The organism is Pseudomonas sp. G.S.17 (assembly GCF_038096165.1).
Classification (GTDB): Bacteria; Pseudomonadota; Gammaproteobacteria; order Pseudomonadales; family Pseudomonadaceae; genus Aquipseudomonas.
The window spans coordinates 746,798-771,690 of sequence record NZ_CP151076.1 but is presented as its reverse complement, the minus strand read 5'-3'; the positions used below and the strand labels follow the sequence as shown (position 1 = coordinate 771,690).

At 60.1% G+C, this 24,893-nt stretch carries 27 protein-coding genes; 20 read left to right on the top strand and 7 right to left on the bottom strand.

The window, feature by feature from the left end; genetic code table 11:
* The first annotated feature begins 50 nt into the window (after nt 1–50).
* The 17 genes from cbiE to ureC all read left to right on the top strand — a co-directional run bounded on the left by cbiE (nt 51) and on the right by ureC (nt 16,390).
* Nucleotides 51–1,253: a precorrin-6y C5,15-methyltransferase (decarboxylating) subunit CbiE gene (gene cbiE, locus AABC73_RS03485; protein WP_341522476.1), complete on the top strand. Its 1,203-nt coding sequence runs from the start codon at nt 51–53 to the stop codon at nt 1,251–1,253.
* A complete protein-coding gene (locus tag AABC73_RS03480) occupies nt 1,253–2,347 on the top strand; it encodes a cobalt-precorrin-5B (C(1))-methyltransferase (protein WP_341522475.1) in 1,095 nt (364 codons plus the stop codon). The genes cbiE and AABC73_RS03480 overlap by 1 nt, the downstream gene beginning before the upstream one ends.
* Complete coding sequence (locus AABC73_RS03475) at nt 2,347–3,072, top strand: cobalt-precorrin-6A reductase (protein ID WP_341522474.1); 726 nt, start codon at nt 2,347–2,349, stop codon at nt 3,070–3,072. The genes AABC73_RS03480 and AABC73_RS03475 overlap by 1 nt, the downstream gene beginning before the upstream one ends.
* 298 nt (nt 3,073–3,370) lie before the next feature.
* Nucleotides 3,371–3,868, top strand: a complete 498-nt coding sequence (locus AABC73_RS03470; RefSeq protein WP_341522473.1) for a copper chaperone PCu(A)C — start codon at nt 3,371–3,373, stop codon at nt 3,866–3,868.
* 12 nt (nt 3,869–3,880) lie between these two features.
* Entirely contained in the window at nt 3,881–4,336 is a 456-nt protein-coding gene (locus AABC73_RS03465; RefSeq protein ID WP_341522472.1) for a DUF2946 domain-containing protein, read from the top strand.
* 97 nt (nt 4,337–4,433) lie between these two features.
* Entirely contained in the window at nt 4,434–5,822 is a 1,389-nt protein-coding gene (locus AABC73_RS03460) for a PepSY domain-containing protein (protein WP_341522471.1), read from the top strand.
* A 324-nt stretch (nt 5,823–6,146) separates the two neighbouring features.
* Nucleotides 6,147–7,412 carry an urea ABC transporter substrate-binding protein gene (gene urtA / locus AABC73_RS03455; RefSeq protein ID WP_341522470.1) on the top strand — a complete coding sequence of 422 codons (1,266 nt, stop codon included), beginning with the start codon at nt 6,147–6,149 and terminating at the stop codon, nt 7,410–7,412.
* Between the two features lie 124 nt (nt 7,413–7,536).
* Nucleotides 7,537–9,117, top strand: a complete 1,581-nt coding sequence (gene urtB, locus AABC73_RS03450) for an urea ABC transporter permease subunit UrtB (RefSeq protein ID WP_341522469.1) — start codon at nt 7,537–7,539, stop codon at nt 9,115–9,117.
* Nucleotides 9,117–10,196: an urea ABC transporter permease subunit UrtC gene (gene urtC, locus AABC73_RS03445; protein ID WP_341522468.1), complete on the top strand. Its 1,080-nt coding sequence runs from the start codon at nt 9,117–9,119 to the stop codon at nt 10,194–10,196. Before urtB ends, urtC begins: the two co-directional genes overlap by 1 nt.
* Complete coding sequence (gene urtD / locus AABC73_RS03440; RefSeq protein WP_341522467.1) at nt 10,193–11,053, top strand: urea ABC transporter ATP-binding protein UrtD; 861 nt, start codon at nt 10,193–10,195, stop codon at nt 11,051–11,053. The genes urtC and urtD overlap by 4 nt, the downstream gene beginning before the upstream one ends.
* 130 nt (nt 11,054–11,183) lie before the next feature.
* Nucleotides 11,184–11,882, top strand: a complete 699-nt coding sequence (gene urtE, locus AABC73_RS03435; RefSeq protein WP_065831826.1) for an urea ABC transporter ATP-binding subunit UrtE — start codon at nt 11,184–11,186, stop codon at nt 11,880–11,882.
* Nucleotides 11,883–11,930: 48 nt separating this feature from the next.
* The gene (locus AABC73_RS03430) at nt 11,931–12,770 is read left to right on the top strand and encodes an urease accessory protein UreD (protein ID WP_331151585.1); all 840 of its coding nucleotides are present in this window, start codon (nt 11,931–11,933) and stop codon (nt 12,768–12,770) included.
* A gap of 46 nt (nt 12,771–12,816) precedes the next feature.
* Nucleotides 12,817–13,119 (top strand): urease subunit gamma, encoded by a 303-nt coding sequence (locus tag AABC73_RS03425; RefSeq protein WP_020293711.1) that lies wholly within the window; start codon nt 12,817–12,819, stop codon nt 13,117–13,119.
* Nucleotides 13,120–13,145: 26 nt separating this feature from the next.
* Nucleotides 13,146–13,691, top strand: coding sequence for an N-acetyltransferase family protein (locus AABC73_RS03420; RefSeq protein WP_341522466.1), 546 nt, complete (start codon nt 13,146–13,148; stop codon nt 13,689–13,691).
* Nucleotides 13,692–13,701: 10 nt separating this feature from the next.
* Complete coding sequence (locus tag AABC73_RS03415; protein WP_341522465.1) at nt 13,702–14,235, top strand: GNAT family N-acetyltransferase; 534 nt, start codon at nt 13,702–13,704, stop codon at nt 14,233–14,235.
* Nucleotides 14,232–14,537, top strand: coding sequence for an urease subunit beta (locus AABC73_RS03410; RefSeq protein WP_020293708.1), 306 nt, complete (start codon nt 14,232–14,234; stop codon nt 14,535–14,537). The genes AABC73_RS03415 and AABC73_RS03410 overlap by 4 nt, the downstream gene beginning before the upstream one ends.
* Nucleotides 14,538–14,689: 152 nt before the next feature.
* Nucleotides 14,690–16,390, top strand: coding sequence for an urease subunit alpha (gene ureC / locus AABC73_RS03405; RefSeq protein WP_341522464.1), 1,701 nt, complete (start codon nt 14,690–14,692; stop codon nt 16,388–16,390).
* 50 nt (nt 16,391–16,440) lie between these two features.
* On the opposite strand, the gene AABC73_RS03400 is transcribed toward ureC, so the two are convergent.
* The gene (locus AABC73_RS03400; RefSeq protein WP_341522463.1) at nt 16,441–16,800 is read right to left on the bottom strand and encodes a thioredoxin domain-containing protein; all 360 of its coding nucleotides are present in this window, start codon (nt 16,798–16,800) and stop codon (nt 16,441–16,443) included.
* Between the two features lie 208 nt (nt 16,801–17,008).
* Here AABC73_RS03400 and AABC73_RS03395 point away from each other — a divergent pair, with 208 nt between their 5' ends.
* The gene (locus tag AABC73_RS03395) at nt 17,009–18,142 is read left to right on the top strand and encodes a HAMP domain-containing sensor histidine kinase (protein ID WP_341522462.1); all 1,134 of its coding nucleotides are present in this window, start codon (nt 17,009–17,011) and stop codon (nt 18,140–18,142) included.
* A gap of 125 nt (nt 18,143–18,267) precedes the next feature.
* Here the strand turns inward: AABC73_RS03395 and AABC73_RS03390 are convergent, their stop codons facing one another.
* Together AABC73_RS03390 and cbpA are read right to left on the bottom strand one after the other, a co-directional pair.
* Nucleotides 18,268–18,573 carry a chaperone modulator CbpM gene (locus AABC73_RS03390; protein ID WP_341522461.1) on the bottom strand — a complete coding sequence of 102 codons (306 nt, stop codon included), beginning with the start codon at nt 18,571–18,573 and terminating at the stop codon, nt 18,268–18,270.
* Nucleotides 18,574–18,575: 2 nt separating this feature from the next.
* Complete coding sequence (cbpA, locus tag AABC73_RS03385; RefSeq protein ID WP_341522460.1) at nt 18,576–19,523, bottom strand: curved DNA-binding protein; 948 nt, start codon at nt 19,521–19,523, stop codon at nt 18,576–18,578.
* 301 nt (nt 19,524–19,824) lie between these two features.
* Here cbpA and AABC73_RS03380 point away from each other — a divergent pair, with 301 nt between their 5' ends.
* Entirely contained in the window at nt 19,825–21,090 is a 1,266-nt protein-coding gene (locus AABC73_RS03380; protein ID WP_341522459.1) for an Hsp70 family protein, read from the top strand.
* A gap of 121 nt (nt 21,091–21,211) precedes the next feature.
* Here AABC73_RS03380 and AABC73_RS03375 read toward each other — a convergent pair whose 3' ends face one another.
* The 4 genes from AABC73_RS03375 to AABC73_RS03360 form a co-directional block, all read right to left on the bottom strand.
* Nucleotides 21,212–22,222 carry a hypothetical protein gene (locus tag AABC73_RS03375; protein WP_065833846.1) on the bottom strand — a complete coding sequence of 337 codons (1,011 nt, stop codon included), beginning with the start codon at nt 22,220–22,222 and terminating at the stop codon, nt 21,212–21,214.
* A gap of 173 nt (nt 22,223–22,395) precedes the next feature.
* Nucleotides 22,396–22,680, bottom strand: coding sequence for a PsiF family protein (locus tag AABC73_RS03370; RefSeq protein ID WP_341522458.1), 285 nt, complete (start codon nt 22,678–22,680; stop codon nt 22,396–22,398).
* Between the two features lie 129 nt (nt 22,681–22,809).
* Complete coding sequence (locus AABC73_RS03365) at nt 22,810–23,055, bottom strand: hypothetical protein (RefSeq protein ID WP_331151575.1); 246 nt, start codon at nt 23,053–23,055, stop codon at nt 22,810–22,812.
* A gap of 60 nt (nt 23,056–23,115) precedes the next feature.
* Nucleotides 23,116–24,006, bottom strand: a complete 891-nt coding sequence (locus AABC73_RS03360) for a triacylglycerol lipase (RefSeq protein WP_341522457.1) — start codon at nt 24,004–24,006, stop codon at nt 23,116–23,118.
* 209 nt (nt 24,007–24,215) lie between these two features.
* Between AABC73_RS03360 and osmE the strand changes: the two genes are divergently transcribed.
* Nucleotides 24,216–24,554, top strand: coding sequence for an osmotically-inducible lipoprotein OsmE (gene osmE, locus AABC73_RS03355; protein WP_341522456.1), 339 nt, complete (start codon nt 24,216–24,218; stop codon nt 24,552–24,554).
* Nucleotides 24,555–24,893 lie beyond the last annotated feature (339 nt).

The following is a 24,893-nucleotide window of genomic DNA, read 5'->3' as shown; positions in this document are numbered from 1 at the left end:
CGCAGGCATGAAAAGCCGCTCTGTCGGAAGACGCAGATTGAGGGAATTAAATGTCGCCTTGGCTGACAGTCGTGGGAATCGGTGAAGACGGCTACAAGGGCCTGGGCAAGAACGCGCGGCACGCACTGCTGCGCGCTCATCAGGTATTTGGCGGCCCGCGCCAGCTGGCTTTGCTGCCCCCGTGCATCCAGGCCGAACGTCGCGCCTGGCCGAGTCCGTTTTCCCTGAATCCGGTGCTGGAGCAGCGCGGTGCCGAGGTCTGCGTGCTGGCCAGTGGCGATCCGATGCTATTTGGCGTCGGCGCGAGCCTGGCCCGCGTGGTGGATATCAACGAAATGCTGATCCTGCCCGCGCCCTCTTCGTATTCCCTGGCCGCCGCGCGTCTGGGCTGGCCATTGCAGGAGGTCGTCACGCTGTCGGTGGTGGCGCGTCCATTGGCCGCACTCAATGCGCAGTTTCATAACGGCGTGCGTTTGCTGGTCCTCAGCAATGATGGCAGCAGCCCCGCCGCCATTGCCGGTTTGCTGCGCGAGCGTGGCTTCGGCCCCAGCCACATGACGGTGCTGGAACATCTGGGCGGAACCGCCGAGCGGCGCATCGACGGACTGGCCAGCGAATGGGCCAACCCGGAAATCGCCGCGCTCAACGTGGTGGCCATTGACTGCCGCGCCGACGCGCAAGCCTTGCGGCTGTCACCGTTGGCCGGTTTGCCGGACAGCGCCTTCGAACATGACGGCCAGCTGACCAAGCGCGACGTGCGGGCGATGACCTTGGCGCGACTGGCGCCGGTACCGGGCGAATTGCTCTGGGATGTTGGCGCTGGCTGCGGCTCCATCGGCATCGAGTGGATGCGCGCCCATCCGAGCTGCCGCACGTTGGCGATTGAAGCCGATGAAGGCCGTCAGCAATTGATCGAATTCAACCGCGATGCGCTGGGCGTGCCGGGCCTGCAACTGGTGCGCGGCAGTGCGCCGACGGCCCTGGCTGGGCTGGAGCGCCCTGATGCGATTTTCATCGGCGGCGGCGTCACGCGTCCCGGCGTACTCGATACGTGCTGGCAGCAGCTGCGTTCCGGCGGGCGGCTGGTGGCCAATGCCGTCACTCTGCAAAGCGAAGCCACGCTGATGGCCTGGCGCGAACTGCATGGCGGCGAGCTGACCCGCATCCACATTGCCCACGCCAAACCCTTGGGCGATTTCGATACCTGGCGCCAGGCGCTGCCGATCACTCTTCTGGATGTGGTCAAACCCTGATGCGCGACGAAACCGCCGAACAACCCGCACCCCTGCGCAGCGGCTTGACCACCGGCAGCTGCGCCACGGCGACCAGTCTGGCGGCGGCGCGGTTGTTGCTCGCCGGTCAGGCAAACGACGCGGTGCACATCGTTCTGCCCAAGGGCAAGCAGGTGCAGATGCGCCTGGAATTCTGCCGCCTGTGCGCTGACGGGGCCGAAGCCGGAACCATCAAGGATGCAGGTGACGATCCGGACGTGACCCATGGCGCATTGGTGTATTCCAGAGTGCGCCTGCTGGACATTCCCACCGTGACTTTCATCGCGGGCCCGGGCGTCGGCACGGTAACGCGCCCCGGCCTGGTGTTGAAGGTCGGCGAACCGGCGATCAATCCAGTGCCGCGACGGATGATCATCGAACACCTGCAACGGCTGGCTGACGAGTTGGGTTACAGCGGCGGTTTTGAAATCACGGTAAGCGTCGAAGGCGGCGAAGCGCTGGCGCTGAAAACCATGAATCCGCGGCTGGGCATTCTCGGCGGGCTGTCGATTCTGGGCACCAGCGGCATCGTTCGGCCGTTTTCCTGCGCGGCCTACATCGCCTCGATCCATCAAGGCATCGACGTCGCCAAGACCAACGGTTATCTGCATATCGCGGCCTGCACCGGCAACGCCAGCGAAGACACCATGCGCCGCTATTATCAGATGCCGGACATCGCCTTGATCGAGATGGGCGATTTCATCGGCGCCGTGCTCAAGCACCTGCGCAAGGTTCCGGTGAGCAAACTGAGCATCTGCGGCGGCTTCGGCAAGATCAGCAAACTCGCGGCGGGCCATATGGATCTGCACAGCCGCCACTCCAGCATCGACCTGCCGCAACTGGCGCGCTGGGCCGCCGATGCCGGTGCCGATGATGCGCTGCAACAGGCGATTCGCGAGTGCAATACCAGTCAACAGGCGCTGGCCATCAGCGCCGCGCTCGGCATCAGGTTGGGCGATGTTGTCTGTCAGCACGCGCTGGATTTCGCCCGCAGCGTGGTGCCTGCGCAGGTTCAGGTCGAAGTGTTCGCCATTGATCGCCAGGGCGGCATCGTCGGTCAGGCGGGAGTTGTCTAATGCAGCGCTTGTTATTGCTTGGCGGCGTCGCCGACGCCTTGACGATTGCCCGCACGCTGGGGCCGCAACATATCTACAGCCTGGCGGGTGTCGGGCGGGTGCCGACTGATCTGACCTGCGAAGTGCGCGTCGGCGGTTATGGCGGGGCTGAAGGCCTCGCGCAGTTCATTGGCGAACAAGGCATTGATCTGCTGTTGGATGCGACCCATCCCTACGCCGCGCAAATCAGTCATAACGCCGCCAAGGCCGCGCAGTTGAGTGGCATTCCGTGTTGGGCCTTGCGCCGTCCTGCGTGGCAAGCCGGGCCGGACGATGACTGGCGCGAAGTCAGCGACTGGGCCGGATTGATTCAGGCGCTGGCAGCCTTTCATCGACCTTTATTTACCTTGGGCCGCGAGCCGTTGCAGCATCTGGATGAAATCCCCCCTCATCAGTTCTGGACCCTGCGCGCGCTGGAAAACACCTTGCGCGACTTGCCGGATCACCCGCGCTGCGAAGTGCTCGGCGCGCGCGGGCCGTTTTTGCTGGATGAAGAGCGTGCGCTATTTGTAGAACGCGACATCGACGTGCTGATCAGCAAGAACAGCGGCGGCAGCGCGACCGAGGCCAAGCTTGAAGTGGCGCGGGAGTTGAAAGTGCCGGTGCTGATAGTGAAGCGGCCGCCGTTGCCGGAGGTGGATCGGGAGTTTGAGTCGGTGGAGGCGTTGTTGAATGCTCGTCCGTAGGAGCGACTTCAGCCGCGAGCAATACTCTCCCGGCTAAAGCCGGTCCTACGCAGACTGTGTGAAAACTACTGCGCTCGACAATACTGCGTTAAAAACAGGCGAAAAATGCTCATTTAGAACACCTAGACTCCGCTTTTTCGCCTGTTTTTGCCTTGTCTTGTCATCGCTCGTGACGTTTTCACACAGCCTGCACGGGCCCGGGCTCTGCCATGCGACAGCGCGCCGCGCTCTGGGCTTTTTACATCTGCAGGCCATTCAGGCTAAATAGCGGCACTCTCCCCAGATAGGAACGGAACCCATGTCACAACCACGGACGACATCGGTCTGGATCGCCTGCGTTGCAGCGCTGGTGAGTTTTCTGCTGCCCGCCAGCTTCGCCAATGCCGATGACAGCAAAGTTGGTGAGTTGAGTGTTTCCCAGCCGTGGTCCATGGAGCTGCCGCCCAACGCGCCCACCGTGGCCGCTTATTTCGTGATCCACAATGGCGGCCAGCAGCCGGACCGTTTGCTCAGCGTCGACACGCCGATTGCCGCCACCGCGCAGCTTCACGAGCACGTGCATGCCAACGGCCTGATGAAAATGCAGCAAGTGCAAGCCGTGGAAATCCCAGCCGGTGGCGATGCGACGTTCGCGCCCATGGGTTATCACGTCATGCTGCTGGACCTGAAGGACAAATCGAAACTCACCGAAGGCGCGCACTTTCCGCTGACGTTACACTTCGAAAAATCCGGCGATGTGACCGTCGAAGTCGCGGTTCTCAAACAAGCGCCAACACCTGCAACGCATAACCATTGATGCCAATCTGATTTGAGTCACCTGCGCCCGCTTCGCAACAGCGTCACCTCGCAGCCTCGGAAATCCCGGGGTGCCTGGCTGAGCCTGTTTGCCATGCTGATGATTTTCATCGGCCCGCTGGTTTCGCAAGCGGTGCCGATGGATCAGCACGCGGGCATGAACATGTCCATGGACATGCCGATGTCGATGTCGGCAGCGTCAATGGACATGCCGGCCGAGCACGGGGCTCACCATCAAGCCGATCCGACAACTGAACAAGCCAGCGTCGATCATGTGTTGTGGGCCAAATGCGGCTACTGCACCTTACTGTTCAGCTGCCCGGCGATCACCAGCGCGCTCGCCGTCACGGCCCTGGCGCCGCCCAATCCGGCTGACTTCTACCACGCGTCCATTCAAACGGGCCACGCTCACCGCAGCATATTCCCCAACGCCCGCAGCCGCGCCCCGCCGCTCTTCGTCACGCGATAAATCCTATTCGATTACGCACCCGCTCAGGCGCATGAACACTCATGCAGGTTCTGGGCGGGCGGCGTCGTGTGTTATGCCTGATGAGAGCGCTGCAAAAATGTCCATACAGACCGCCTCCAAACCGACTGTGTCGTTTTATAACCTCGCCTGGCGCTGGCATTTCTATGCCGGTTTGTTCGTCGCGCCGTTCATGATCCTGCTGTCGCTGACCGGCATCATTTATCTGTTCAAGCCACAGTTGGACAACCTGATGTACAGCGATTTGCTGAACGTCACGCCGAGCCACCATCAACTCAGCGCCGACCAATTGCAGCAGCGCGTGCTGAGCGATTTCCCGCAGGCGAAAATCAGCAAATACCTGCCGCCGTTGAGTGCCCAAGGCAGTGCGCAATTTGTCGTGCAGCAGGCAGGTCGTGAAGTGAATGTGTTCATCAACCCCTATGGCGGCGAGATTCTTGGCACTCAGGATGCGAAGGACAACCTGCAAGCCATCGCTCGCGCGCTGCATGGCGAACTGATGATCGGCACGATTGGCGACCGGCTCGTCGAACTGGCGGCCGGTTGGGGCATCATGCTGGTGGTGTCCGGGCTTTATCTGTGGTGGCCGCGGGGCAGTTCAGGCGCAGGCGTGCTTTGGCCGCGCCTGAGCAAGCGCGGTCGGCTGATGTGGCGTGACCTGCATGCGGTAACGGGTTTCTGGGGATCGGCATTTTTGCTGTTCATGTTGATCAGCGGCATGACCTGGACCGGCATGTGGGGCAAGCAGTACGCCGACCTGTGGAACACCTTTCCGGCGGCGATGTGGAATGCCGTGCCCAAGTCCGACAAACAGGCGGGCGAGTTGAACACCGCAACCGTGCAGACCGTGCCCTGGGCGCTGGAAAACACGCCGATGCCGGTCTCGACCGGCGAGCATGCCGAACACATGAACCACGCGGGGATGTCCGCTGCGCCCGCCGCGCCGAAAGTGTCGCTGCAACAGGTGGTGGACATCGCCACCGAGCGCGGGATCGAGCCGGGTTACAGCATCACGCAACCGAAAACCGCTGATGGCGTGTTCACCGTTTCGGTGTTCGCCGACGACCCGCGCAACGACGCGACGCTGCATATCGATCAATACAGCGGCAAGGTTCTGGCCGACGTGCGCTGGGCCGATTACAGCACCGTTTCCAAAGCCACCGAACTGGGCGTGATGCTTCATGAAGGCAAGTTTTTCGGCTGGATCAACCAGCTGTTGATTCTGCTGGTGTGCCTGATGATCCTGCTCGGTTCGGTCAGCGGCCTGGTGATCTGGTGGAAACGTCGCCCCCAAGGCAAATTGGGCGTGCCGCCGCTGCGCCACGATTTGCCGCGCTGGAAATCGGCCATGGTCATCATGTTCGTCCTGGCCGTGGCCTTCCCGCTGGTCGGCGCTTCGCTGGTGGTGGTTTATCTGCTGGATCGGTTGGTGTTGGCGCGGTTTGGCAAGCAATCCGTGCCGGCCTGAGCCTGTGCACATACTGTAGGAGGGGACTTGTCCCCGAAGAGGCCAGCTCAGGCGACGCTAACCTCTGAATTTTCTTGTTGCCCGGCCAAGCGCATTCGGGGACAAGTACCCTCCTACCGATCGTTAGCCAGCCAGCGCACCAATATCGGTCGCCAGCCGCACCATGGCTTTTTAAAAGCGCCATCGCGGTGCGTCATACGCTTTCGCCAACCGCTCTGGGTCGCTAATTGGCTCCACTTGGCCGGCTGGGCATAGCCTTTGCTTAGAAGCTTTCAGGCAATTGACCCGCCCTCCTAAAAAAACCAAGTGAATGGAGCTAGCCCAATGAAGCGTCGCAGTTTGATCAAAGCTTTCACCCTGTCCGCATCAATCGCCGCCATGGGCATGACATGGACTGTCCAGGCCGCCGAGACGATCAAGGTCGGCATCCTGCACTCGCTGTCCGGGACGATGGCGATCTCCGAGACTTCACTTAAAGACATGGCGTTGATGACCATCGACGAAATCAACGCCAAGGGCGGCGTCAACGGCAAGATGCTGGAGGCGGTCGTCGTCGACCCCGCTTCCAACTGGCCGCTGTTCGCGGAAAAAGGCCGTCAGTTGCTGACCCAGGACAAAGTCGCCGTGGTGTTCGGCTGCTGGACTTCGGTGTCGCGTAAATCGGTCTTGCCGGTGTTCGAAGAACTCAATGGCCTGCTGTTCTACCCAGTGCAATACGAAGGCGAAGAAATGTCGCCGAACGTGTTCTACACCGGTGCAGCGCCTAACCAGCAGGCGATTCCCGCAGTTGAATACCTGATGAGCGATGACGGCGGCGCCGCCAAGCGTTTCTTCCTGCTGGGCACCGACTACGTTTACCCGCGCACCACCAACAAGATTCTGCGTTCCTTCCTGCACGCCAAAGGCGTAGCGGACAAGGACATCGAAGAGGTCTACACCCCGTTCGGTCATGCTGACTATCAAACCATCGTGGCCAACATCAAGAAGTTCTCGGCGGGCGGCAAGACCGCGGTGATCTCCACAGTCAACGGCGACTCCAACGTGCCGTTCTATAAAGAGCTGGCCAACCAGGGCCTGAAAGCCACCGACGTACCGGTCGTGGCGTTCTCGGTGGGCGAAGAAGAACTGCGCGGCATCGACACCAAGCCATTGGTCGGCAACCTTGCCGCCTGGAACTACTTCCAGTCGGTTGAGAACCCGGTGAACAAGAAGTTCGTCGCTGACTGGAAAGCCTACGCCAAGAAGAAAAACCTGCCGGGCGCCGACAAGGCCGTGACCAACGATCCGATGGAAGCCACTTACGTCGGCATCCACATGTGGGCGCAAGCGGTCGAGAAAGCCAAGTCCACCGATGTGGATAAAGTCCGCGAAGCCATGGCCGGCCAGACTTACGCCGCGCCGTCGGGCTACACCCTGACCATGGACAAGACCAATCACCACCTGCACAAGCCAGTGATGATCGGCGAAATCCAGGATGACGGTCAGTTCAACGTCGTCTGGCAGACCAAGGAACCGATCCGCGCCCAGCCATGGAGCCCGTACATCCCTGGCAACGACAAGAAGCCGGATCATGCGGTGAAGAGTAACTAACAAGCGGTTATCCCTTGTGGGAGCGAGCTTGCTCGCGAAGAGGCCGACACATTCAGAAAATCTCTGGATGTCTGGAATATAGCTTTCGCGAGCAAGCTCGCTCCCACACACCCAGGCCACCGACATGCCCAACGCCTTCTACCGCTTGATGTTCACCCTGGCCCTGCTGCTGCCGATGGCGGCTCACGCCAGCGATGCCGGTGATTTCGTCGCGGCCAGTTCCACGCAACAAGCCGCGCTGCTCGAAGCCTGGGCTGCCAAGCCTGTGCCCGAACGCATTGAGCTGATCAACGCCTTGCAGGATGGCCGTGTCGCGGCCGATGGCAGCAAGCGCGCCTATATTGAAACCGACGACAAATACGTCGCCGTCGATACGCCCGCCGCTGATGCTGCAACTCCTGATGAACCGCGCAAATTGCGCCTGAACAATCGCCTGCGCGGCTTGGTCGATACCGCGCTGGCCAGTCACCAACTGCTGGCAGCGGATGCAAGACTGCGTCTGGCCGCCGCGCTGCAATTGCAAAAAAGCGCGCGTCCGGCGCAACTGGCGTTTATCAGCCAGCAAGTCGCCGCCGAACAGGACGACGCCGTACACACCGCGCTGACGTTGGCGCTGGCTAATCTGCAACTGGTGGATTCCAGCCCGACCGTGCGTCTGGCGGCCGTGCGCCTGCTGGGCGAAACCGGCGATCCGCTGGCTCGCACGCGCCTTGAAACCCTGCTGACACCCGGCGTTGAAACCGACGCCAGCGTGCGTATGGCGGCGGAAACCAGCCTGGCGCAAGTGAACCGCAAACTGCTGATCGGCGAGATTCTCGGTCAGGCCTTCAGCGGCATGTCCCTGGGCTCGATTCTGCTGCTGGCGGCGCTGGGTCTGGCGATCACCTTCGGCCTGCTCGGCGTGATCAACATGGCCCACGGCGAAATGCTGATGCTCGGCGCGTACTCGACGTATGTCGTGCAGCTGATGTTCCAGCGTTATGCGCCCGGGGCCATCGAGTACTACCCGTTGATCGCGCTGCCGGTAGCGTTTTTTGTCACAGCGGTGATCGGCATGGCGCTGGAGCGCACGGTGATTCGTCACCTTTATGGCCGGCCGCTGGAAACCCTGCTCGCCACCTGGGGCATCAGCCTGATGCTGATTCAGGCGGTGCGTCTGGCATTCGGCGCGCAGAACGTGGAAGTCGCCAACCCGGAATGGCTGTCCGGCGGCATTCAAGTGCTGCCCAATCTGGTGCTGCCGTACAACCGCATCGTGATCATCGCCTTCGCGTTGTTCGTGGTGGTGTTGACCTGGCTGCTGCTGAACAAGACGCGGCTGGGTCTGAACGTGCGGGCCGTGACCCAGAACCGCAACATGGCCGCCTGCTGCGGCGTGCCCACCGGGCGCATCGACATGATGGCTTTCGGGCTCGGCTCCGGCATTGCCGGGTTGGGCGGCGTGGCCTTGAGTCAGATCGGCAACGTCGGCCCGGATCTGGGCCAGAGCTACATCATTGACTCGTTCCTGGTGGTGGTGCTCGGCGGTGTCGGGCAACTGGCCGGTAGCGTGATGGCGGCCTTCGGGCTGGGCATCGCCAACAAGATTCTCGAACCGCAAATCGGCGCCGTGCTGGGCAAAATCCTGATCCTGGCGCTGATCATTCTGTTTATCCAGAAACGTCCGCAAGGCCTCTTCGCGCTCAAAGGACGGGTGATCGACTGATGAATCAACCATTGATGGTCACTGCCGCACAAAAAGTCGGCCCCAAGGGCACGATTGCCGTGGGCGTGCTGGTACTTGCCGTGCTGCTGGCGCTGCCGCTGCTTTCGCTGCTGCCCGCCGACAACGGTTTACAGGTCTCGGCCTACACGCTGACGTTGGTGGGCAAGATTCTTTGCTACGCCATCGTCGCCCTGGCGCTGGATCTGGTCTGGGGCTACGCCGGGCTGTTGTCCCTGGGCCACGGCCTGTTCTTCGCCCTCGGCGGTTACGCCATGGGCATGTACCTGATGCGTGAAGCGGCGGGCGATGGCTTGCCCGCGTTCATGACCTTTTTGTCGTGGACCGAGCTGCCGTGGTACTGGGCTGGCACCGATAACTTCCTCTGGGCCATGTGTCTGGTGGTGCTGGCGCCGGGCTTGCTGGCACTGGTGTTCGGCTTCTTCGCCTTCCGCTCGCGGATCAAGGGCGTGTATTTCTCGATCATGACCCAGGCGCTGACCTTCGCCGGCATGTTGCTGTTCTTTCGCAACGAAACCGGCTTCGGCGGCAACAACGGCTTCACCAACTTCCGCAGCATTCTTGGTTTCAGCATCAGCTCCCAGGGCACGCGGGCGACGTTGTTTCTGGCCACGGTGATTTTGCTGGTGGCGAGCCTGTATGTCGGCTGGCGTCTGGCGCAAAGCAAGTTCGGCCGGGTGCTGACCGCCCTGCGCGACGCGGAAAACCGCCTGATGTTCTGCGGCTACGATCCGCGTGGCTTCAAGCTGTTCGTCTGGGTCTTGAGCGCCGTGTTGTGCGGGCTGGCTGGCGCGCTGTATGTGCCACAAGTGGGGATTATCAACCCCAGCGAAATGTCACCGACCAACTCCATTGAAGCTGCCGTCTGGGTGGCATTGGGCGGACGCGGCACGCTGATCGGCCCGTTGCTGGGCGCAGGTCTGGTCAACGGCATGAAGAGCTGGTTCACCGTGGCTTTCCCGGAATACTGGCTGTTCTTCCTTGGCGCGCTGTTCATCATCGTGACCTTGTACTTGCCCAAAGGCGTGATCGGCCTGCTCAAGAAAAGGAGCGAGCAATGAAAACCACACCGACGCCCGCGTTCATGCTCGAACCGATCCTTGACCCGAATTCCGACATCGGCACCAGCCGCGATGCCATCGGCCTCGGGCAAGCGGCCGGCCAAGGCCTGAACACCCGGCATGGCACGATCCTCACGCTGGAAGACATCAGCGTCAGCTTCGACGGTTTCAAGGCGCTCAATGACCTGAATCTGTACATCAGCGTCGGCGAACTGCGCTGCATCATCGGCCCCAACGGCGCGGGCAAGACCACGCTGATGGACGTGATCACCGGCAAGACCCGCCCCAGCCACGGCAAGGCGTGGTTCGGTGAAACCCTGGACCTGACACAGATGAGCGAAGTGCAGATCGCTCAGGCCGGGATTGGTCGAAAATTTCAGAAACCCACGGTATTCGAAGCCTTGAGCGTGTTCGAAAACCTCGAACTGGCACAGAAGACCGACAAATCGGTGTGGGCCAGCCTGCGGGCGGAACTCAATGGCGAACAGCGCGACCGTATCGACGAAGTGCTGGAAACCATTCGCCTGACCAGCTCGATGCAGCGCCCGGCCGGTTTGCTCTCCCACGGCCAGAAGCAGTTTCTGGAGATCGGCATGCTGCTGGTCCAGGACCCGCAATTGCTGCTGCTGGACGAACCTGTGGCGGGCATGACCGACGCCGAAACCGAATTCACCGCCGAGCTGTTCAAGAGTCTGGCGGGCAAGCATTCATTGATGGTGGTGGAACACGACATGGGCTTCGTCGGCTCGATTGCCGATCACGTCACCGTTTTGCACCAGGGCAGCGTCCTGGCCGAAGGCTCGCTGACCGATGTGCAGGCGGATGAGCGGGTGATTGAGGTTTATCTGGGAAGGTGAGTATCCCTCTTGCGTAGGACCGGCTTTAGCCGGGAGCACTGTGTTTCAGGCGCGAGAGATGTATGGGTTGTACTGGCCTCCTCCCGGCTAAAGCCGGTCCTACGGCGAACGCAATAGCGAGAACGAATTAATGCTCCAGGTCGAAAAGCTTCATCAGTACTACGGCGGCAGCCACATTCTGCGCGGTTTGTCATTCGACGTGAAAGTCGGCGAGGTGACGTGCCTGCTGGGGCGTAACGGCGTGGGCAAGACCACCTTGCTCAAGGTGCTCATGGGGCTGTTGCCCTCCAAGGAAGGCGCGGTGCAATGGGAAGGCAAGGCCATCACCGGTTTCAAGCCGCATCAGCGGGTGCATGCCGGTATCGCGTACGTGCCGCAAGGCCGGGAGATTTTCGGGCGGCTGACCGTGGAAGAAAACCTGCTGATGGGCCTGTCGCGTTTTCCGGGCTCTGAAGCGAAGGAAGTGCCGGCGTTCATTTACGAGCTGTTCCCGGTGCTGCTGCAAATGAAGCATCGACGCGGCGGCGATTTGTCCGGCGGTCAGCAACAGCAGTTGGCCATTGGTCGCGCGCTGGCCAGTCGCCCACGTTTGCTGATCCTCGACGAACCCACCGAAGGCATTCAGCCGTCAGTGATCAAGGAGATCGGCGCGGTGATCAAGAAGCTCTCGGCACGTGGCGACATGGCGATTTTGTTGGTCGAGCAGTTTTATGACTTCGCCGCCGAGCTGGCTGATCAGTATCTGGTGATGTCCCGTGGCGAAATCGTCCAGCAGGGACGCGGCGAAAACATGGAGGCCGAGGGTGTGCGCGGCCTGGTGACCATCTGACCTGCTGTCCGTTAAGGTGCAGGCCCACGACATTGCGATAGAACTCACATGAACCTTCCCGCCCACACCGCGTTGTTCACCCCCAGCTGGCATGCCGAGCTGGAGCTGGGCTATGGGCGTTTCGGCGACAGCACGCGCCCGGTCCAGCGCAGGCACAAAGGCCCGTTGCGGGTGCAAAAACATTTGTATGCCGAAGGCCCGCAAGTCTGCCAGCACATCATCGTGCATCCACCCGGCGGCATTGCCGGTGGTGATCGTCTGGATATCAGCGCCCACGTCGGGCCTGACGCCTGGGCGCAACTGACCAGTCCCGGCGCGGCCAAATGGTATCGCGCGGCCGGTCCGGCGTATCAGCAGCTTGATCTGACCGTCGCAGCCGGCGCGACGCTGGAATGGCTGCCGCAGGAAACCATCGTATTCAGCGCCGCGCAGGCTGAACTGACCACGCGCATCGAGCTGCAAGGCGACGCGAAGCTGATGTATTGGGACGTCGTGGCGCTGGGTCGACCGGCGAGCGGCGAACGCTTTACCAGTGGCCATTTTCAGGCGCATCTGGATATCCGCCGTGATGGCCGGTTGCTCTGGCATGAACGGCAACGCATCATCGGTGGCGACGGCTTGCTCGACTCGCCGATTGGTCTGGACGGCAAGACGGTGTTCGCCACGCTGCTGATTACCGGCGAAGTCGACAGTGAATTGCTTGAAGCCTGCCGCTCGCTGAGCAACCCGGTGCGCGGCGACCTGACGCAATTGCCCGGTTTGCTGGTGGCGCGTTGCCTGGCCGATGAAGCGCTGCATGCCCGGGCCTGGCTGATCGAATTATGGAAGCTGCTGCGCCCGGCTTTATTGGGCCGCGAGGCGCTGGCACCGAGGATCTGGAGTACCTGACTCAACTCGCTCCCACAGATAACTCATCGCTTATACGGATTGAACAATGGACCTGACACCCCGCGAAAAAGACAAGATGCTGATTTTCACCGCTGGCCTGGTTGCCGAAAGGCGTCTGGCCCGAGGTGTGAAGCTCAATTACCCGGAAGCCATGGCGTTTATTTCCGCCGCACTGCTTGAAGGCGCGCGTGACGGGCAGACCGTGGCCGACCTGATGCATTACGGCACGACGCTGCTGACCCGCGAGCAAGTCATGGAAGGCATTCCGGAAATGATCCCGGAAATCCAGGTCGAAGCGACATTTCCCGACGGCACCAAGCTGGTCACCGTCCATCAACCGATTGCCTGACCCCATAGGGAATTGTGGAACAGACCATGACTGACTTGATTCGCGATGCATTGGCGAGCGACTTGCCCGGCATCCTGACGATTTACAACGACGCGGTGCTCAACACCACGGCGATCTGGAATGAACAGCCGGTGGATCTGGACAACCGCCAGGCGTGGTTCGATGCACGCCAGGCCCAGGGCTATCCGATCCTGATCGCGGTCGATGCCGAGAGTGAAGTGCTGGGTTATGCCTCGTTTGGCGATTGGCGGCCGTTCGAAGGTTTTCGCCATACCGTTGAGCATTCGGTGTACATCCGCGCCGATCAACGCGGCAACGGCCTTGGTCCGTTGCTGATGAAAGCCTTGATCGAACGCGCCCACGCCTGCGACAAGCACGTAATGGTCGCCGCCATCGAAAGTGGCAATGCCGCCTCCGTGCGCCTGCATCAGCGACTAGGCTTCATCGTTTCGGGGCATATGCCGCAGGTTGGTACCAAGTTCGGGCGCTGGCTGGACCTGACCTTCATGCAACTTGATCTGACACCGGGCGCTTCGGCCCCGGCTTCGCTGGCCCCTACCTTAAACATCTAGAGAGGCGCTCATGAACCCTGCCCAGTTACGGCGCGTCAATGCCGAAAGCTTTGCACACTATCGCCATGGTTTAGTCGAGTTGCTATTGGACGCTGTGAAGAACGGCGCCTCGGTGGGTTTCATGGCTGACCTGGACGTCGAGCAGGCCTACGCCTGGTGCGACGGGCTCAAGGCCGACCTGGAAAGTAACAGCCTGTTGCTGTGGGTCGTGGTCGAGGACGAGAAGGTCCTGGCCAGCGCGCAACTGTCGCTGTGCCAGAAACCCAACGGCCTGAACCGCGCCGAAGTGCAGAAACTGCTGGTGCGCAATGACGCGCAGCGACGCGGACTCGGCCAGCAATTGATGCAGGCCGTCGAGAAGGCCGCCGCACAGTATCAGCGCGGCCTGCTGCATCTGGACACCGAAGCCGGCTCACCCGCCGAAGCGTTTTACCGCTCCCTGGGCTACGTTCGCGTCGGTGAACTGCCCAACTATTGCCAAAGCCCGGACGGTCGTTACACGCCCACCGCCATCTATTTCAAGACTCTGGGACAACCTGCATGATTCCTGGCCAATATCAGATTCAACCCGGCGAGATCGAACTCAACGCCGGTCGCCGCACCCTCAGCCTGAACGTCGCCAACAGCGGCGACCGGCCGATTCAGGTCGGCTCGCACTTTCATTTTTTCGAAACCAACGACGCCCTGACCTTCGACCGCGCCGCCAGCCGTGGCATGCGCCTGAACATCCCGGCCGGCACCGCCGTGCGTTTCGAGCCAGGCCAGTCGCGGGATGTGGAGTTGGTGGATCTGGCCGGCCATCGCCGGGTGTTCGGTTTTGCCGGGCGGGTGATGGGGGATCTTTGATCTCCGATCTCCCGTAGGACCGGCTTTAGCCGGGAGGGCGTCTTCTGCCCCCGCAAATACGGCGAATATACCGACCCTCTCCCGGCTAAAGCCGGTCCTACGGATCAAATCATGCGTGCGCCCCGATATATTTTTGTATTCAAGGAATCACTATGAAGATCAGCCGCCAAGCCTACGCCGACATGTTCGGCCCTACCGTTGGCGACCGTGTCCGGTTGGCCGACACCGAGCTGTGGATCGAGGTCGAGAAAGACTTCACCACCTATGGCGAAGAAGTGAAATTCGGTGGCGGCAAGGTCATCCGTGATGGCATGGGTCAGGGTCAGCTGATGGCGGCAGACGTGGTCGACACGCTGATCACCAACGCGCTGATTATCGATCACTGGGGCATCGTCAAAGCCGACGTCGGCATCAAGAACGGCCGTATTGCGGCCATCGGCAAGGCCGGCAACCCGGATATCCAGCCTGACGTGACCATCGCCATCGGCGCGGCCACCGAAGTCATCGCCGGTGAAGGCATGATTCTCACCGCTGGCGGCGTCGATACCCACATTCACTTCATCTGCCCGCAGCAGATCGAAGAAGCGCTGATGAGCGGCGTCACCACCATGATCGGCGGCGGCACCGGTCCTGCGACCGGCACCAACGCCACCACCGTCACGCCCGGCCCGTGGCACCTGGCGCGCATGCTGCAGGCGGCGGATTCGTTCCCGATGAACATCGGTTTCACCGGCAAGGGCAACGTCAGCCTGCCGGGGCCGCTGATCGAGCAGGTCAAGGCCGGCGCCATCGGCCTGAAGCTGCATGAAGACTGGGGCACCACGCCAGCGGCCATCGACAACTGCTTGAGCGTTGCTGACGATTACGACGTGCAGGTGGCGATTCACACCGACACGCTGAACGAATCCGGCTTCGTCGAAACCACATTGGCGGCGTTCAAGAATCGCACGATCCACACCTATCACACCGAAGGTGCGGGCGGCGGTCATGCGCCGGACATCATCAAGGCCTGCGGCTTCCCGAACGTGCTGCCCAGCTCGACTAACCCGACCCGGCCGTTCACGCGCAATACCATCGACGAACACCTGGACATGCTGATGGTTTGCCATCACCTGGACCCGAGCATCGCCGAAGACGTGGCCTTCGCCGAGAGCCGTATTCGCCGGGAAACCATCGCCGCCGAAGACATCCTTCACGATCTGGGTGCGTTTTCGATGCTCAGTTCCGACAGCCAGGCCATGGGCCGCGTGGGCGAGGTGATCATGCGCACCTGGCAAACCGCCGACAAGATGAAGAAGCAGCGCGGCCCGCTGCCTCAGGATGGGGAAGGTAACGATAATTTCCGCGCCAAGCGCTACATCGCCAAATACACCATCAACCCGGCGATCACCCACGGCATCAGCCATGAAGTGGGTTCGATCGAAGTCGGCAAGTGGGCGGATCTGGTGCTCTGGCGTCCGGCGTTCTTCGGCGTCAAACCGAGCCTGATTCTCAAGGGCGGCGCTATTGCGGCCAGTCTGATGGGCGACGCCAACGCGTCGATCCCGACCCCGCAGCCAGTGCATTACCGCCCGATGTTCGCCAGCTATGGCAGCTCGCTGCACGCGACCAGCCTGACGTTCATCAGCCAGGCGGCGTTTGACGCGGGCATTCCCGAATCACTGGGCCTGAAAAAGACCATCAGCGTGGTCAAGGGCTGTCGCAACGTGCAGAAAAAGGATCTGATCCACAACGATTACCTGCCCAACATCGACGTTGATCCGCAGACGTATCAGGTCAAGGCCGACGGCGTGTTGCTCTGGTGTGAACCGGCGGATGTATTGCCGATGGCGCAGCGCTATTTTCTGTTCTAGGAAACAACGGGGCCTTGGTTGAACGAGGCCCCGTTTGTAGATCAGTGGCGCTACTCGAACTCTTTAATCAGCTGCTTGTACCTCTTCGCCTCCGCTTCCACGTCCTCCTCAAGAAATCCTGTCTCTCTATGCACCACATTTCCGTTCTTGAAGAAAAACACAGTGGGAACACTTTCGACTCCATAGTTTTCAGCCGTGGCTTCACCGCTGTCCTTATGGATTCGCAATACCGGCACCCGCTCATCAAAAGCCAGCAGGTCCATGACTTCACCTGTTTTTGAGCTGTCGTTAGGATCGCCGTGCTCATCCATTCCCGGCCCGCTGAATTCGGCTATTACCAGCTTGTCCTTGTTCTTTTCAGAGAAAACTTTCTCTTGAAAACTGTCATCATCCACTTCGATTACGCGCATGGTTAACTCCTTGTAGTTGCTTCAAAATGGAGCGTCCCTTCCTGATCAAGCTCCGCGTCCAAACCTACAACTGCCCGAATGCCGCGTCTACCTGTCATAAATGACAGTAGCCGGGGCGAACGAATGAAACGGCGGTTTGTCGGGCCGGACAAAGGCGGTAAGATGCGCGTCATCTCTTCTCACCGCTCCCGCAGCAAGGTATTCGGCCATGCGCCTTTCCGACTTCATCGTTGCTCACGTGGATCGCATTGTCGATGAGTGGGAGAGCTTCGCCAAGACCATCAAACCGGCTGCCGATCTGATGAGCAGGGAAGAGCTGCGCGATCATGCCAGGGCGATTCTGCTCGCCGCCGCGCGTGACATGAATACTGCCCAGACCAAGAATGAGCAGGCCGCCAAAGCCAAGGGTGAGGAGCTGAACAAAACCCCGAGCCTGGACGAAGCAGCCGCCAGCCATGGTGAACTGCGGCACATTGTCGGCTTCGATCTGGTGCAGATGACCTCGGAATTCAGGCATCTGCGCGCCAGCGTCATTCGCCTCTGGGTTGAAAGCCTGAAAGAGCCCGAGCTGGCTTACTTCACCGACATGATTCGCTTCAACGAAGCCATTGACGAGGCACTGGCCGAATCAACCGCTGCGTATGCCGAACAGGTGGCACGCTCGCGGGATATCTTCCTGGCGATTCTCGGTCACGACCTGCGTGCACCGCTGCAAGCGGTGAGCATGTCCGCTGACCTGCTGGAGCGCAAAGCCAAGCTGGACGGCGCATCGCAAACCTATCTGACGCGCATCAAGAGCGGCACGCGGCATATGGGCGCGATGGTCAGCGATCTGTTGGAGTTCGTGCGTAGCCGACTGGGCGCCACCTTGCCCGTGGAGCGCAAGCACATGGACCTGGCCGCCGCCTGTCGCGAAGCGATCGAGGAAGCCTGCGCCGGGCAGCCCGAATGCAATCCGGTGCTGAACGTGCACGGCGATACGACGGGCAATTGGGATCAGGGTCGCATCAATCAGCTGCTGCAAAACCTGATCGGCAACGCCTTGCAGCATGGCTCGGCAAGCCAGGAAGTCTCCATCCGCATTAGCGGTGAAGACAACAACGTCGAATTGGTGGTGCATAACCTCGGCAACCCCATCGACGAAGGGGCAATCGGCAGCATATTTGATCCACTGGTGCGTAATCCCAGCGCCGAACAAGACGCCAAAGGCCCATCCACCAGCCTTGGCCTGGGCTTGTTCATCGTCAAGGAAGTGGTCAACGCCCACGGCGGGAGCATCACCGTTACCTCGAATGTCGATGACGGTACGACGTTTACCGTGGTATTGCCGAAAAGTATTTGAATGCGGCCGCACCTTGTGGGAGCGAGCTTGCTCGCGAAGACATAACTGGATCCGACACGTTTGCGTGCCCCCGAATATTGCCTTCGCAAGCAAGCTTGCCCACAGGGTTGTCGTAGGTGTTGGCCCTACTCCTGCAAAAACCGCCCCAGCCGCTGCTTGAGCATGCGGTTTTCCGCGCGGACCTGTTCCAGCTCGTTGAGCAGATCCAGCGCCAGGGCAACGCCTTCCCACTCCAGCTCCAGATCCCGTCGCAGTTTCGCCGCACGTCGGGCGACGATCAGCGCCTGATCGTCGAATAACCACTCATCCGGCTTTCGGCCCTGAGGTTCGAGAATGCCGTGTTCGACGATTTCGATCACGTAGGCGGCCGGGATGTCGGTCACCTGACAGAATTGCTTCATATCCAGCTCAACGATCAGGGTGTGACTCATGATCAGTTACTCCATTGGGCCCGCGGATCGAATGCCGCCTTGTCAGCCAGCGTTTGCCAGAGCGCCTTGGTGGCCTCGTCGGTGGACGGCGGCATGACAACCTTGATCTGCGCGTACAAGTCGCCGCGCTCGCCCTTCTTGCTCATCAGACCATTACCTTTGACTCGCAAGCGCTGACCGGTCTGGCTGTCAGGACGAATGGTCAGGTTGATCTTGCCGGTCAGGGTCGGCACGGCAACCTTGGCGCCCAGCGCAGCTTCCCACGGCGCAAGCGGCACGGTGATGATCAGGTCATGGCCTTCGACATCGAATTTAGGGTGCGGCGCCAGTCTGATAATCAGGTATAGATCACCATTCTCACCACCGGCAACTCCCGGTGCGCCCTGCCCTTTCAGACGAATGCGCTCGCCATCGACCACGCCCGCCGGGATCTTCACGTTCAAAGTCTTGGTGATATCAGCCATGCGCTGGCCAGCCGGGTTGTACTGCGGCACCTTGAAGCTGACCTGCTTGGATTCCGCCGAAAGCGTTTCTTCGAGGAAGATCGCGAGCTCCATTTCCACATCCTGTCCTCGACGACCGGTGCTGCGCGCACGACCGCCCTGCTGCGCCCGACCACCGAAGATCGAGCTGAAAAAATCGGAGAAATCACCCGTATCGTCGCCGAAACCACCCGCTCCTGCGCCAGCACGGCTCTGCCAGCCCGGCGGTCCCTGAAACGGTCGACCCTGCTGCCCGTACTTACGCAGCTCATCGTATTCAGCGCGCTTTTCCGGGCTTTTCAGCACCTCGTAAGCCTCGTTGGCCTCTTTGAATTTCTCTTCCGCGCCCGCTTCTTTGCTGACGTCGGGGTGATACTTGCGCGCCAGCTTACGGTAGGCGACCTTGATCGCCTTGTCGTCCGCAGTCGGCTCAAGCCCAAGAATCTTGTAATAGTCTTTGAAATCCATCTAACAGTCGTCCCCGGTTATCCAGCGCAGCCTGGTGCGCTCTATTCTGCGCACAGCATCCTCGCATTTGAGGCATCTGGATCAATTAACGTCTCGATATATCGGCCGCCGAACCTGCTGACTTGATACTTGAAGCGTTCGACGGCCTGTCGTAGCTGACAATTCCCTGAAGATTGGGGGTAACGCAGCACAGTTCAAGTCGTTGACGAAGATAACTGTGTATAACCGACGTTTCGCGCTACGCATCCGCGATGCACTGACATACACTGCGCGGCCGTTTTTTGACTGGAACGTAAAAGACATGAATGACCAATCCCCAGCCCGTGCCTGTGGTATCGACTTCGGCACGTCCAATTCCACGGTCGGCTGGCTGCGACCGGGCATGGAATCGCTGATTGCGCTGGAGGACGACAAAATCACCCTGCCATCGGTGGTGTTCTTCAACATGGAGGAGCGCCGTCCGGTGTATGGCCGCCTCGCGCTGCACGAGTATCTGGAAGGCTACGAAGGTCGCCTGATGCGCTCGCTCAAGAGTCTGCTGGGTTCCAGGCTGATCAAGCACGACACCAGCGTGCTCGGCACGGCCATGCCGTTCAAGGATTTGCTGGCGCTGTTCATCGGCGAGCTGAAAAAGCGTGCCGAGGACACCGCCGGGCGTGAGTTCGAAGAAGTGGTGCTGGGCCGTCCGGTGCATTTCGTCGATGACGACATCGGCGCAGACCAGGAAGCCGAAGATACGCTGGCCGAGGTCGCGCGCAAGATCGGTTTCAAGGATGTCTCGTTCCAGTACGAGCCGATTGCCGCGGCGTTCGACTACGAGTCGACCATTACCCGCGAAGAGCTGGTGCTGATCGTCGACATCGGCGGCGGTACGTCGGACTTCTCGCTGGTGCGTCTGTCGCCGGATCGTCGCTTCTATGACGACCGCCACGAAGACATTCTGGCCACCGGCGGTGTGCATATCGGCGGGACCGACTTCGACAAGCAACTGAGCATTCAGGGCGTTATGCCGCTGTTCGGCTATGGCAGCCGCATGAAAAGCCAGGCGTACATGCCCACCAGCCATCACATGAATCTCGCGACCTGGCACACCATCAACTCGGTGTACTCGCAAAAATCCCAGCTGGCATTGGGCAGCATGCGTTACGACATCGAAGACACCCAGGGCATCGATCGCCTGTTCAAGCTTATTGAGCAGCGCGCAGGCCACTGGCTGGCCATGGAAGTGGAAGAAACCAAGATCCAGCTGACCCACGCTGAAAGCCGCCATCTACCGATGGATCGCATTGAGCCGGGGTTGAGTGTCGATCTGAGCCGCGTGATGTTCGAAGCGGCCATCGATTCGCAACTGGAGCGGGTGCGCAACAGTGTTTCGGAGTTGCTGACCAAGGCCGGTGCGCGTGTCGATCAGGTTGATACGGTGTTCTTCACCGGTGGTTCCAGCGGCATCCCGGCGCTGCGCAACAGCATCTCGGCGATGCTGCCCAACGCCCGGCACGTCGAAGGCAATATCTTCGGCAGCATCGGCAGCGGCTTGGCGATTGAGGCGAAGAAGCGTTACGGCTAGAAATGTATTTGGATCGGTAGGACCGGACTTGTCCGGGAAAGCGGAGGGTCTGCTGAGTAACATCTTCAGCGTTCACACCGACCTCTTCGGGGACAAGTCCCCTCCTACCGGTTGTGTATGGTCAGACCAACCCTTCCTTCTGCAACTCGCTTTTCAGGTACGCGTAATAAATCGGCCCCGCCACCACGCCGGGCAGGCCGAACGCGGCTTCGAAGATCAGCATCGCCATGAGCAATTCCCACGACTTGGCATTGATCTGCCCGCCGACGATGCGGGCGTTGAGGAAATACTCGACCTTGTGGATCACGATCAGATAACCCAGCGCAGCCATCGCCACCCAGATCGACAGCGACATGCCGACGATGAAGATCAGCGTGTTGGACATCAGATTGCCCACCACCGGCAGCAGGCCGAGCAGGAAGGTCAGGATGATCAGGGTTTTGGTCAGCGGCAGGTGAATGCCGCACAAGGGCAGGACCACCGCGAGAAAGATCGAGGTGAACGCCGTGTTCAGCAGGGAAATCTTGATCTGGGCGAAGACAATATTGCGAAACGCGCGGCTCAGCAGGCTCAAGCGATTGAACAGCGCGGCGGCCAGCGGCTTGCGGGTGTGCACATCAGAGATCTGCTGCAGGGCAATGATCGCGCCCAGCACCATGCCGATCAGCAAGGTCACGAACATGTGCGCGGCGCCTTTGCCGAGCATCTGCAATTCGCCCACGTGCTTCTGGATCCATTCACCCAGGGAAACCCTGAATTCCGCCGCACTGGCCGGTAGATAGCTGTCGATGAACGGCGGCAACTGGCCGCGCGCCCGATCCACCAGCACCATGAACTTGTCCAATGAAGCGCCAGGGTTTTCGGCTTCATGCAGCACGAAGCTGATCGCACCGGCAAAGATCAGCGCCAGGACGCTGACCACCAGCGTGCCGAGCAATGCCACCGCAACCCAGCGCGCACGCGGGCCGGCGATGAGCCTTTGCAGCTGAGGCGTGAGCATGTTGACCAGTTCGTAAACCAGCAGCCCGGCGAGCAGACTCGGCAAGAGTTTGAACGGCAATACCATCAGCAGGCCGCCGAATACCAGAATCCAGCTGGCCAACAAAATTTGTCGTGCAGAAAACGTTGGCATATAGCCTCAAGACAGCGGCGCAAAGAGGGAGGCAGTCTGCCAGCGTTCTGAGTCGAGGACCAGTGGTCCGAGGTCTGACGACTCATCGCTGTGATTGCGGCCGACAGCATAGTCCGCAACCACAGGGTTTATCGCACTGAATAAGTGTTTTCTGCGCGCGAGGCGCAGGAAATTTATTTCTTCTTGAGACAATCACTCATGAAGGCCTTGCGCGCATCGCCTTTGAGCGCCTGAGTGCCGGCGGTTGCGTTGCAGGTTTTCATTTTTTCTTGCTGGGTAGGAGGCACGGAAGCCTTCAGACAGGTACTCATGAACGCTTTGCGCTCATCACCCTTGAGCGTTTTCGCCGAGGCGTCCGCGTTGCAGGTGGTCATTTTGTTTTGCTGGGCAGTGGCCGCAAAACCCTGGGCACACATCAACAGGCTCATGAGCAATAAAGGGACACGCAGGAATTTCATCGATCTTCTCTCCAGACTGGCGCACTGATGAGTACGTCCTGTCTGGCAGTGTAGTCAACCGAATGTGACTGCAACGGTGTCCTGCCGTGACAACGAGAAAACACCGTTGCATCAACTGAAAGGCATCAATCAGGAAGCGCCCGCCGATTCCTCGTTCTCGACACTGTGAATCGATACGTCGGTGATGCCCAGGGCGTGGGGCATGCCGTTGTAGGACTCACTGATGTCATGCAGGTCATCTTCCAGCGCAACATGATGCTTGAGCGCCAACTCATGGACGACCTCGATGATCGGCACATCCAGGTCCTCGATCACATCCACATGGTGCTCACCCGCCAGGGTGTATTCGATTTCATAGTGTTCTTTGTCGCTCATCGCATCACTCCATTGCCGACCTCTTTGATCGACAGACTACGAACCACGGCTCAAAACGAGCTAAAGACCGGCGGCCTTGAGGCGCGCGGCATGTTCAACAAACAACCCAACGGGATCAACACCCTTGCCGACCAGCCCGAAGGTCTGGTTGACGATGTCAAAATGGTCGAGAGGGTAGTTATCCCCAATGACAGTGCCCAGATGGGAACTGAAGCGCCCGACCATGCCATCACATTGACCTCGCTCTTTTGTGAACGTGCGAGCGAATATTCGACAGGTTACATTTGTGCCATCAATACGATTGCCACCCCTGTCACTGACCCCTTTCTGGATAGTCCCGGACCACGAGTAATAGCGCACGCCGTTGACCAGTTCTGCGCCCTGCCCGCCCCAGGTTTGCGGCAAGCCCTGGGGATACTGGCGGTTGAACAGTGCCACGCCGTCGCTGGTCAGCGAGTGGTGCGCGGCATCGACATCGGTGGGCAAACGGGTGCCGCGATAGCCGGTGTCCAGCAACGCCATGATCCACACCGTCAGGCGTATCGCGGCGTTGAGCAACAGACCGCGCAGGGTTCCGGGTGGGAAATTCTTCTCCAGGAAGTCGGCCAATTCCGAGCCATGATTCGGGCCGGCGACGGAAGTCACCGAAGCCACCAGCTCGGGATGTTTGGCAGCGGCGTAGCGAATGGTCAGTGCGCCCTGGCTATGGCCGAACAAATTGACCTTCTCGGCCCCGGTTTCCTTGAGAATTTCCCTGATCCGCTCGATCAACTGCTCGCCTCGCACTTCAGACGAGTTGACCGCCGAGACCATGACCGGAATCACCGTTGACCCGTCGCGACGTAACGCCCTGACAATGCCGAACCAATATGAATAAAACACCAGCCGGACAAAGCCCAGCAAACCGGGGACCAACACCAGCGGATAACGCGTCGCCTGTTTTTGCGTCATGAATAGCCTCCTCGTGCAATCGACGGTTGACTGCTTGAACCATAGCGGCAATTGACCAAAGAGCAGGCCCAGACTGGCGCGGCTATATGACAGGCAGTCATTTCCGCTGAGTAATGCCTGAAGGCCATCAAATAATCGAACTCTCGCCCTCCTCGAATGCTCAAAGCTGCAACGGGCCAACAATGGCTCAGTCATCTGGAGTGACTTATATGTTCAAGAAGAGCCTGGCGGCAATGTTTGTACTGGCAGCAGTGACCGGTTGCGCCAATACAACGCCGCAAAACCCTGTGGATTTCGTGACCTATCGCGACCAGCCACTGGTCAAGCAAGTCGAAAACGGCATGACGCAAACTCAGGTCCTGACCATCGGCGGCACGCCATCCACCCGCGTGCAGCGCAAGGTTCATCCCGGTATGTGCAACAACTACGTGCTCAACAAAGACGGGCATGAGCAAGTGTTCCACGTCAGCTTCGACGCCAACGGCCGTGTGGATAACAAAGGTTTCATGACCTGCGAACAACGCGAAGCCAACGAACGCGCGCTGTGATGTAACCCAGGCAGAAACGAAAAAGCCCGACTGCGTGAGCGTCGGGCTTTTTCTTGCGTGGCGTTTGGTGGCGCGCTTAGAAAACCAGCTTGAACAAGGCGATAACCACGACCAGGCCAATCAGAAAGATGATACCGATGGTGCTGCCCAGGAACTTAAGCATTGCGAATCTCCAGTAATTTTTCGTCTCAAAACTGGGACCGCGGCGTTTCACGCTCGTTTCGTTAATATTTGCCAATAGCGCTGATAGTTTTTGGCATAAAACTTTTTGCACCACAGGCGACTCACAACCTATGACCGATCCTGCCGGGCGTCAGCTACCGCTTTCCCACTGACGCA

Excerpts from the sequence above, each read along its gene's own strand:
- AABC73_RS03380 (WP_341522459.1), top strand. The coding sequence starts at position 19,825 with ATGAATGACCAATCCCCAGCCCGTGCCTGTGGTATCGACTTCGGCACG.
- AABC73_RS03425 (WP_020293711.1), top strand. The coding sequence starts at position 12,817 with ATGGACCTGACACCCCGCGAAAAAGACAAGATGCTGATTTTCACCGCT.
- AABC73_RS03410 (WP_020293708.1), top strand. The coding sequence starts at position 14,232 with ATGATTCCTGGCCAATATCAGATTCAACCCGGCGAGATCGAACTCAAC.
- AABC73_RS03360 (WP_341522457.1), bottom strand. The coding sequence starts at position 24,006 with ATGACGCAAAAACAGGCGACGCGTTATCCGCTGGTGTTGGTCCCCGGT.
- AABC73_RS03475 (WP_341522474.1), top strand. The coding sequence starts at position 2,347 with ATGCAGCGCTTGTTATTGCTTGGCGGCGTCGCCGACGCCTTGACGATT.
- ureC (WP_341522464.1), top strand. The coding sequence starts at position 14,690 with ATGAAGATCAGCCGCCAAGCCTACGCCGACATGTTCGGCCCTACCGTT.
- AABC73_RS03365 (WP_331151575.1), bottom strand. The coding sequence starts at position 23,055 with ATGAGCGACAAAGAACACTATGAAATCGAATACACCCTGGCGGGTGAG.
- AABC73_RS03430 (WP_331151585.1), top strand. The coding sequence starts at position 11,931 with ATGAACCTTCCCGCCCACACCGCGTTGTTCACCCCCAGCTGGCATGCC.
- AABC73_RS03375 (WP_065833846.1), bottom strand. The coding sequence starts at position 22,222 with ATGCCAACGTTTTCTGCACGACAAATTTTGTTGGCCAGCTGGATTCTG.
- urtD (WP_341522467.1), top strand. The coding sequence starts at position 10,193 with ATGAAAACCACACCGACGCCCGCGTTCATGCTCGAACCGATCCTTGAC.
- AABC73_RS03390 (WP_341522461.1), bottom strand. The coding sequence starts at position 18,573 with ATGAGTCACACCCTGATCGTTGAGCTGGATATGAAGCAATTCTGTCAG.
- urtA (WP_341522470.1), top strand. The coding sequence starts at position 6,147 with ATGAAGCGTCGCAGTTTGATCAAAGCTTTCACCCTGTCCGCATCAATC.
- AABC73_RS03420 (WP_341522466.1), top strand. The coding sequence starts at position 13,146 with ATGACTGACTTGATTCGCGATGCATTGGCGAGCGACTTGCCCGGCATC.
- AABC73_RS03395 (WP_341522462.1), top strand. The coding sequence starts at position 17,009 with ATGCGCCTTTCCGACTTCATCGTTGCTCACGTGGATCGCATTGTCGAT.
- osmE (WP_341522456.1), top strand. The coding sequence starts at position 24,216 with ATGTTCAAGAAGAGCCTGGCGGCAATGTTTGTACTGGCAGCAGTGACC.
- AABC73_RS03470 (WP_341522473.1), top strand. The coding sequence starts at position 3,371 with ATGTCACAACCACGGACGACATCGGTCTGGATCGCCTGCGTTGCAGCG.
- AABC73_RS03460 (WP_341522471.1), top strand. The coding sequence starts at position 4,434 with ATGTCCATACAGACCGCCTCCAAACCGACTGTGTCGTTTTATAACCTC.
- urtE (WP_065831826.1), top strand. The coding sequence starts at position 11,184 with ATGCTCCAGGTCGAAAAGCTTCATCAGTACTACGGCGGCAGCCACATT.
- AABC73_RS03370 (WP_341522458.1), bottom strand. The coding sequence starts at position 22,680 with ATGAAATTCCTGCGTGTCCCTTTATTGCTCATGAGCCTGTTGATGTGT.
- urtC (WP_341522468.1), top strand. The coding sequence starts at position 9,117 with ATGAATCAACCATTGATGGTCACTGCCGCACAAAAAGTCGGCCCCAAG.
- cbpA (WP_341522460.1), bottom strand. The coding sequence starts at position 19,523 with ATGGATTTCAAAGACTATTACAAGATTCTTGGGCTTGAGCCGACTGCG.
- AABC73_RS03415 (WP_341522465.1), top strand. The coding sequence starts at position 13,702 with ATGAACCCTGCCCAGTTACGGCGCGTCAATGCCGAAAGCTTTGCACAC.
- AABC73_RS03400 (WP_341522463.1), bottom strand. The coding sequence starts at position 16,800 with ATGCGCGTAATCGAAGTGGATGATGACAGTTTTCAAGAGAAAGTTTTC.
- urtB (WP_341522469.1), top strand. The coding sequence starts at position 7,537 with ATGCCCAACGCCTTCTACCGCTTGATGTTCACCCTGGCCCTGCTGCTG.
- AABC73_RS03480 (WP_341522475.1), top strand. The coding sequence starts at position 1,253 with ATGCGCGACGAAACCGCCGAACAACCCGCACCCCTGCGCAGCGGCTTG.
- cbiE (WP_341522476.1), top strand. The coding sequence starts at position 51 with ATGTCGCCTTGGCTGACAGTCGTGGGAATCGGTGAAGACGGCTACAAG.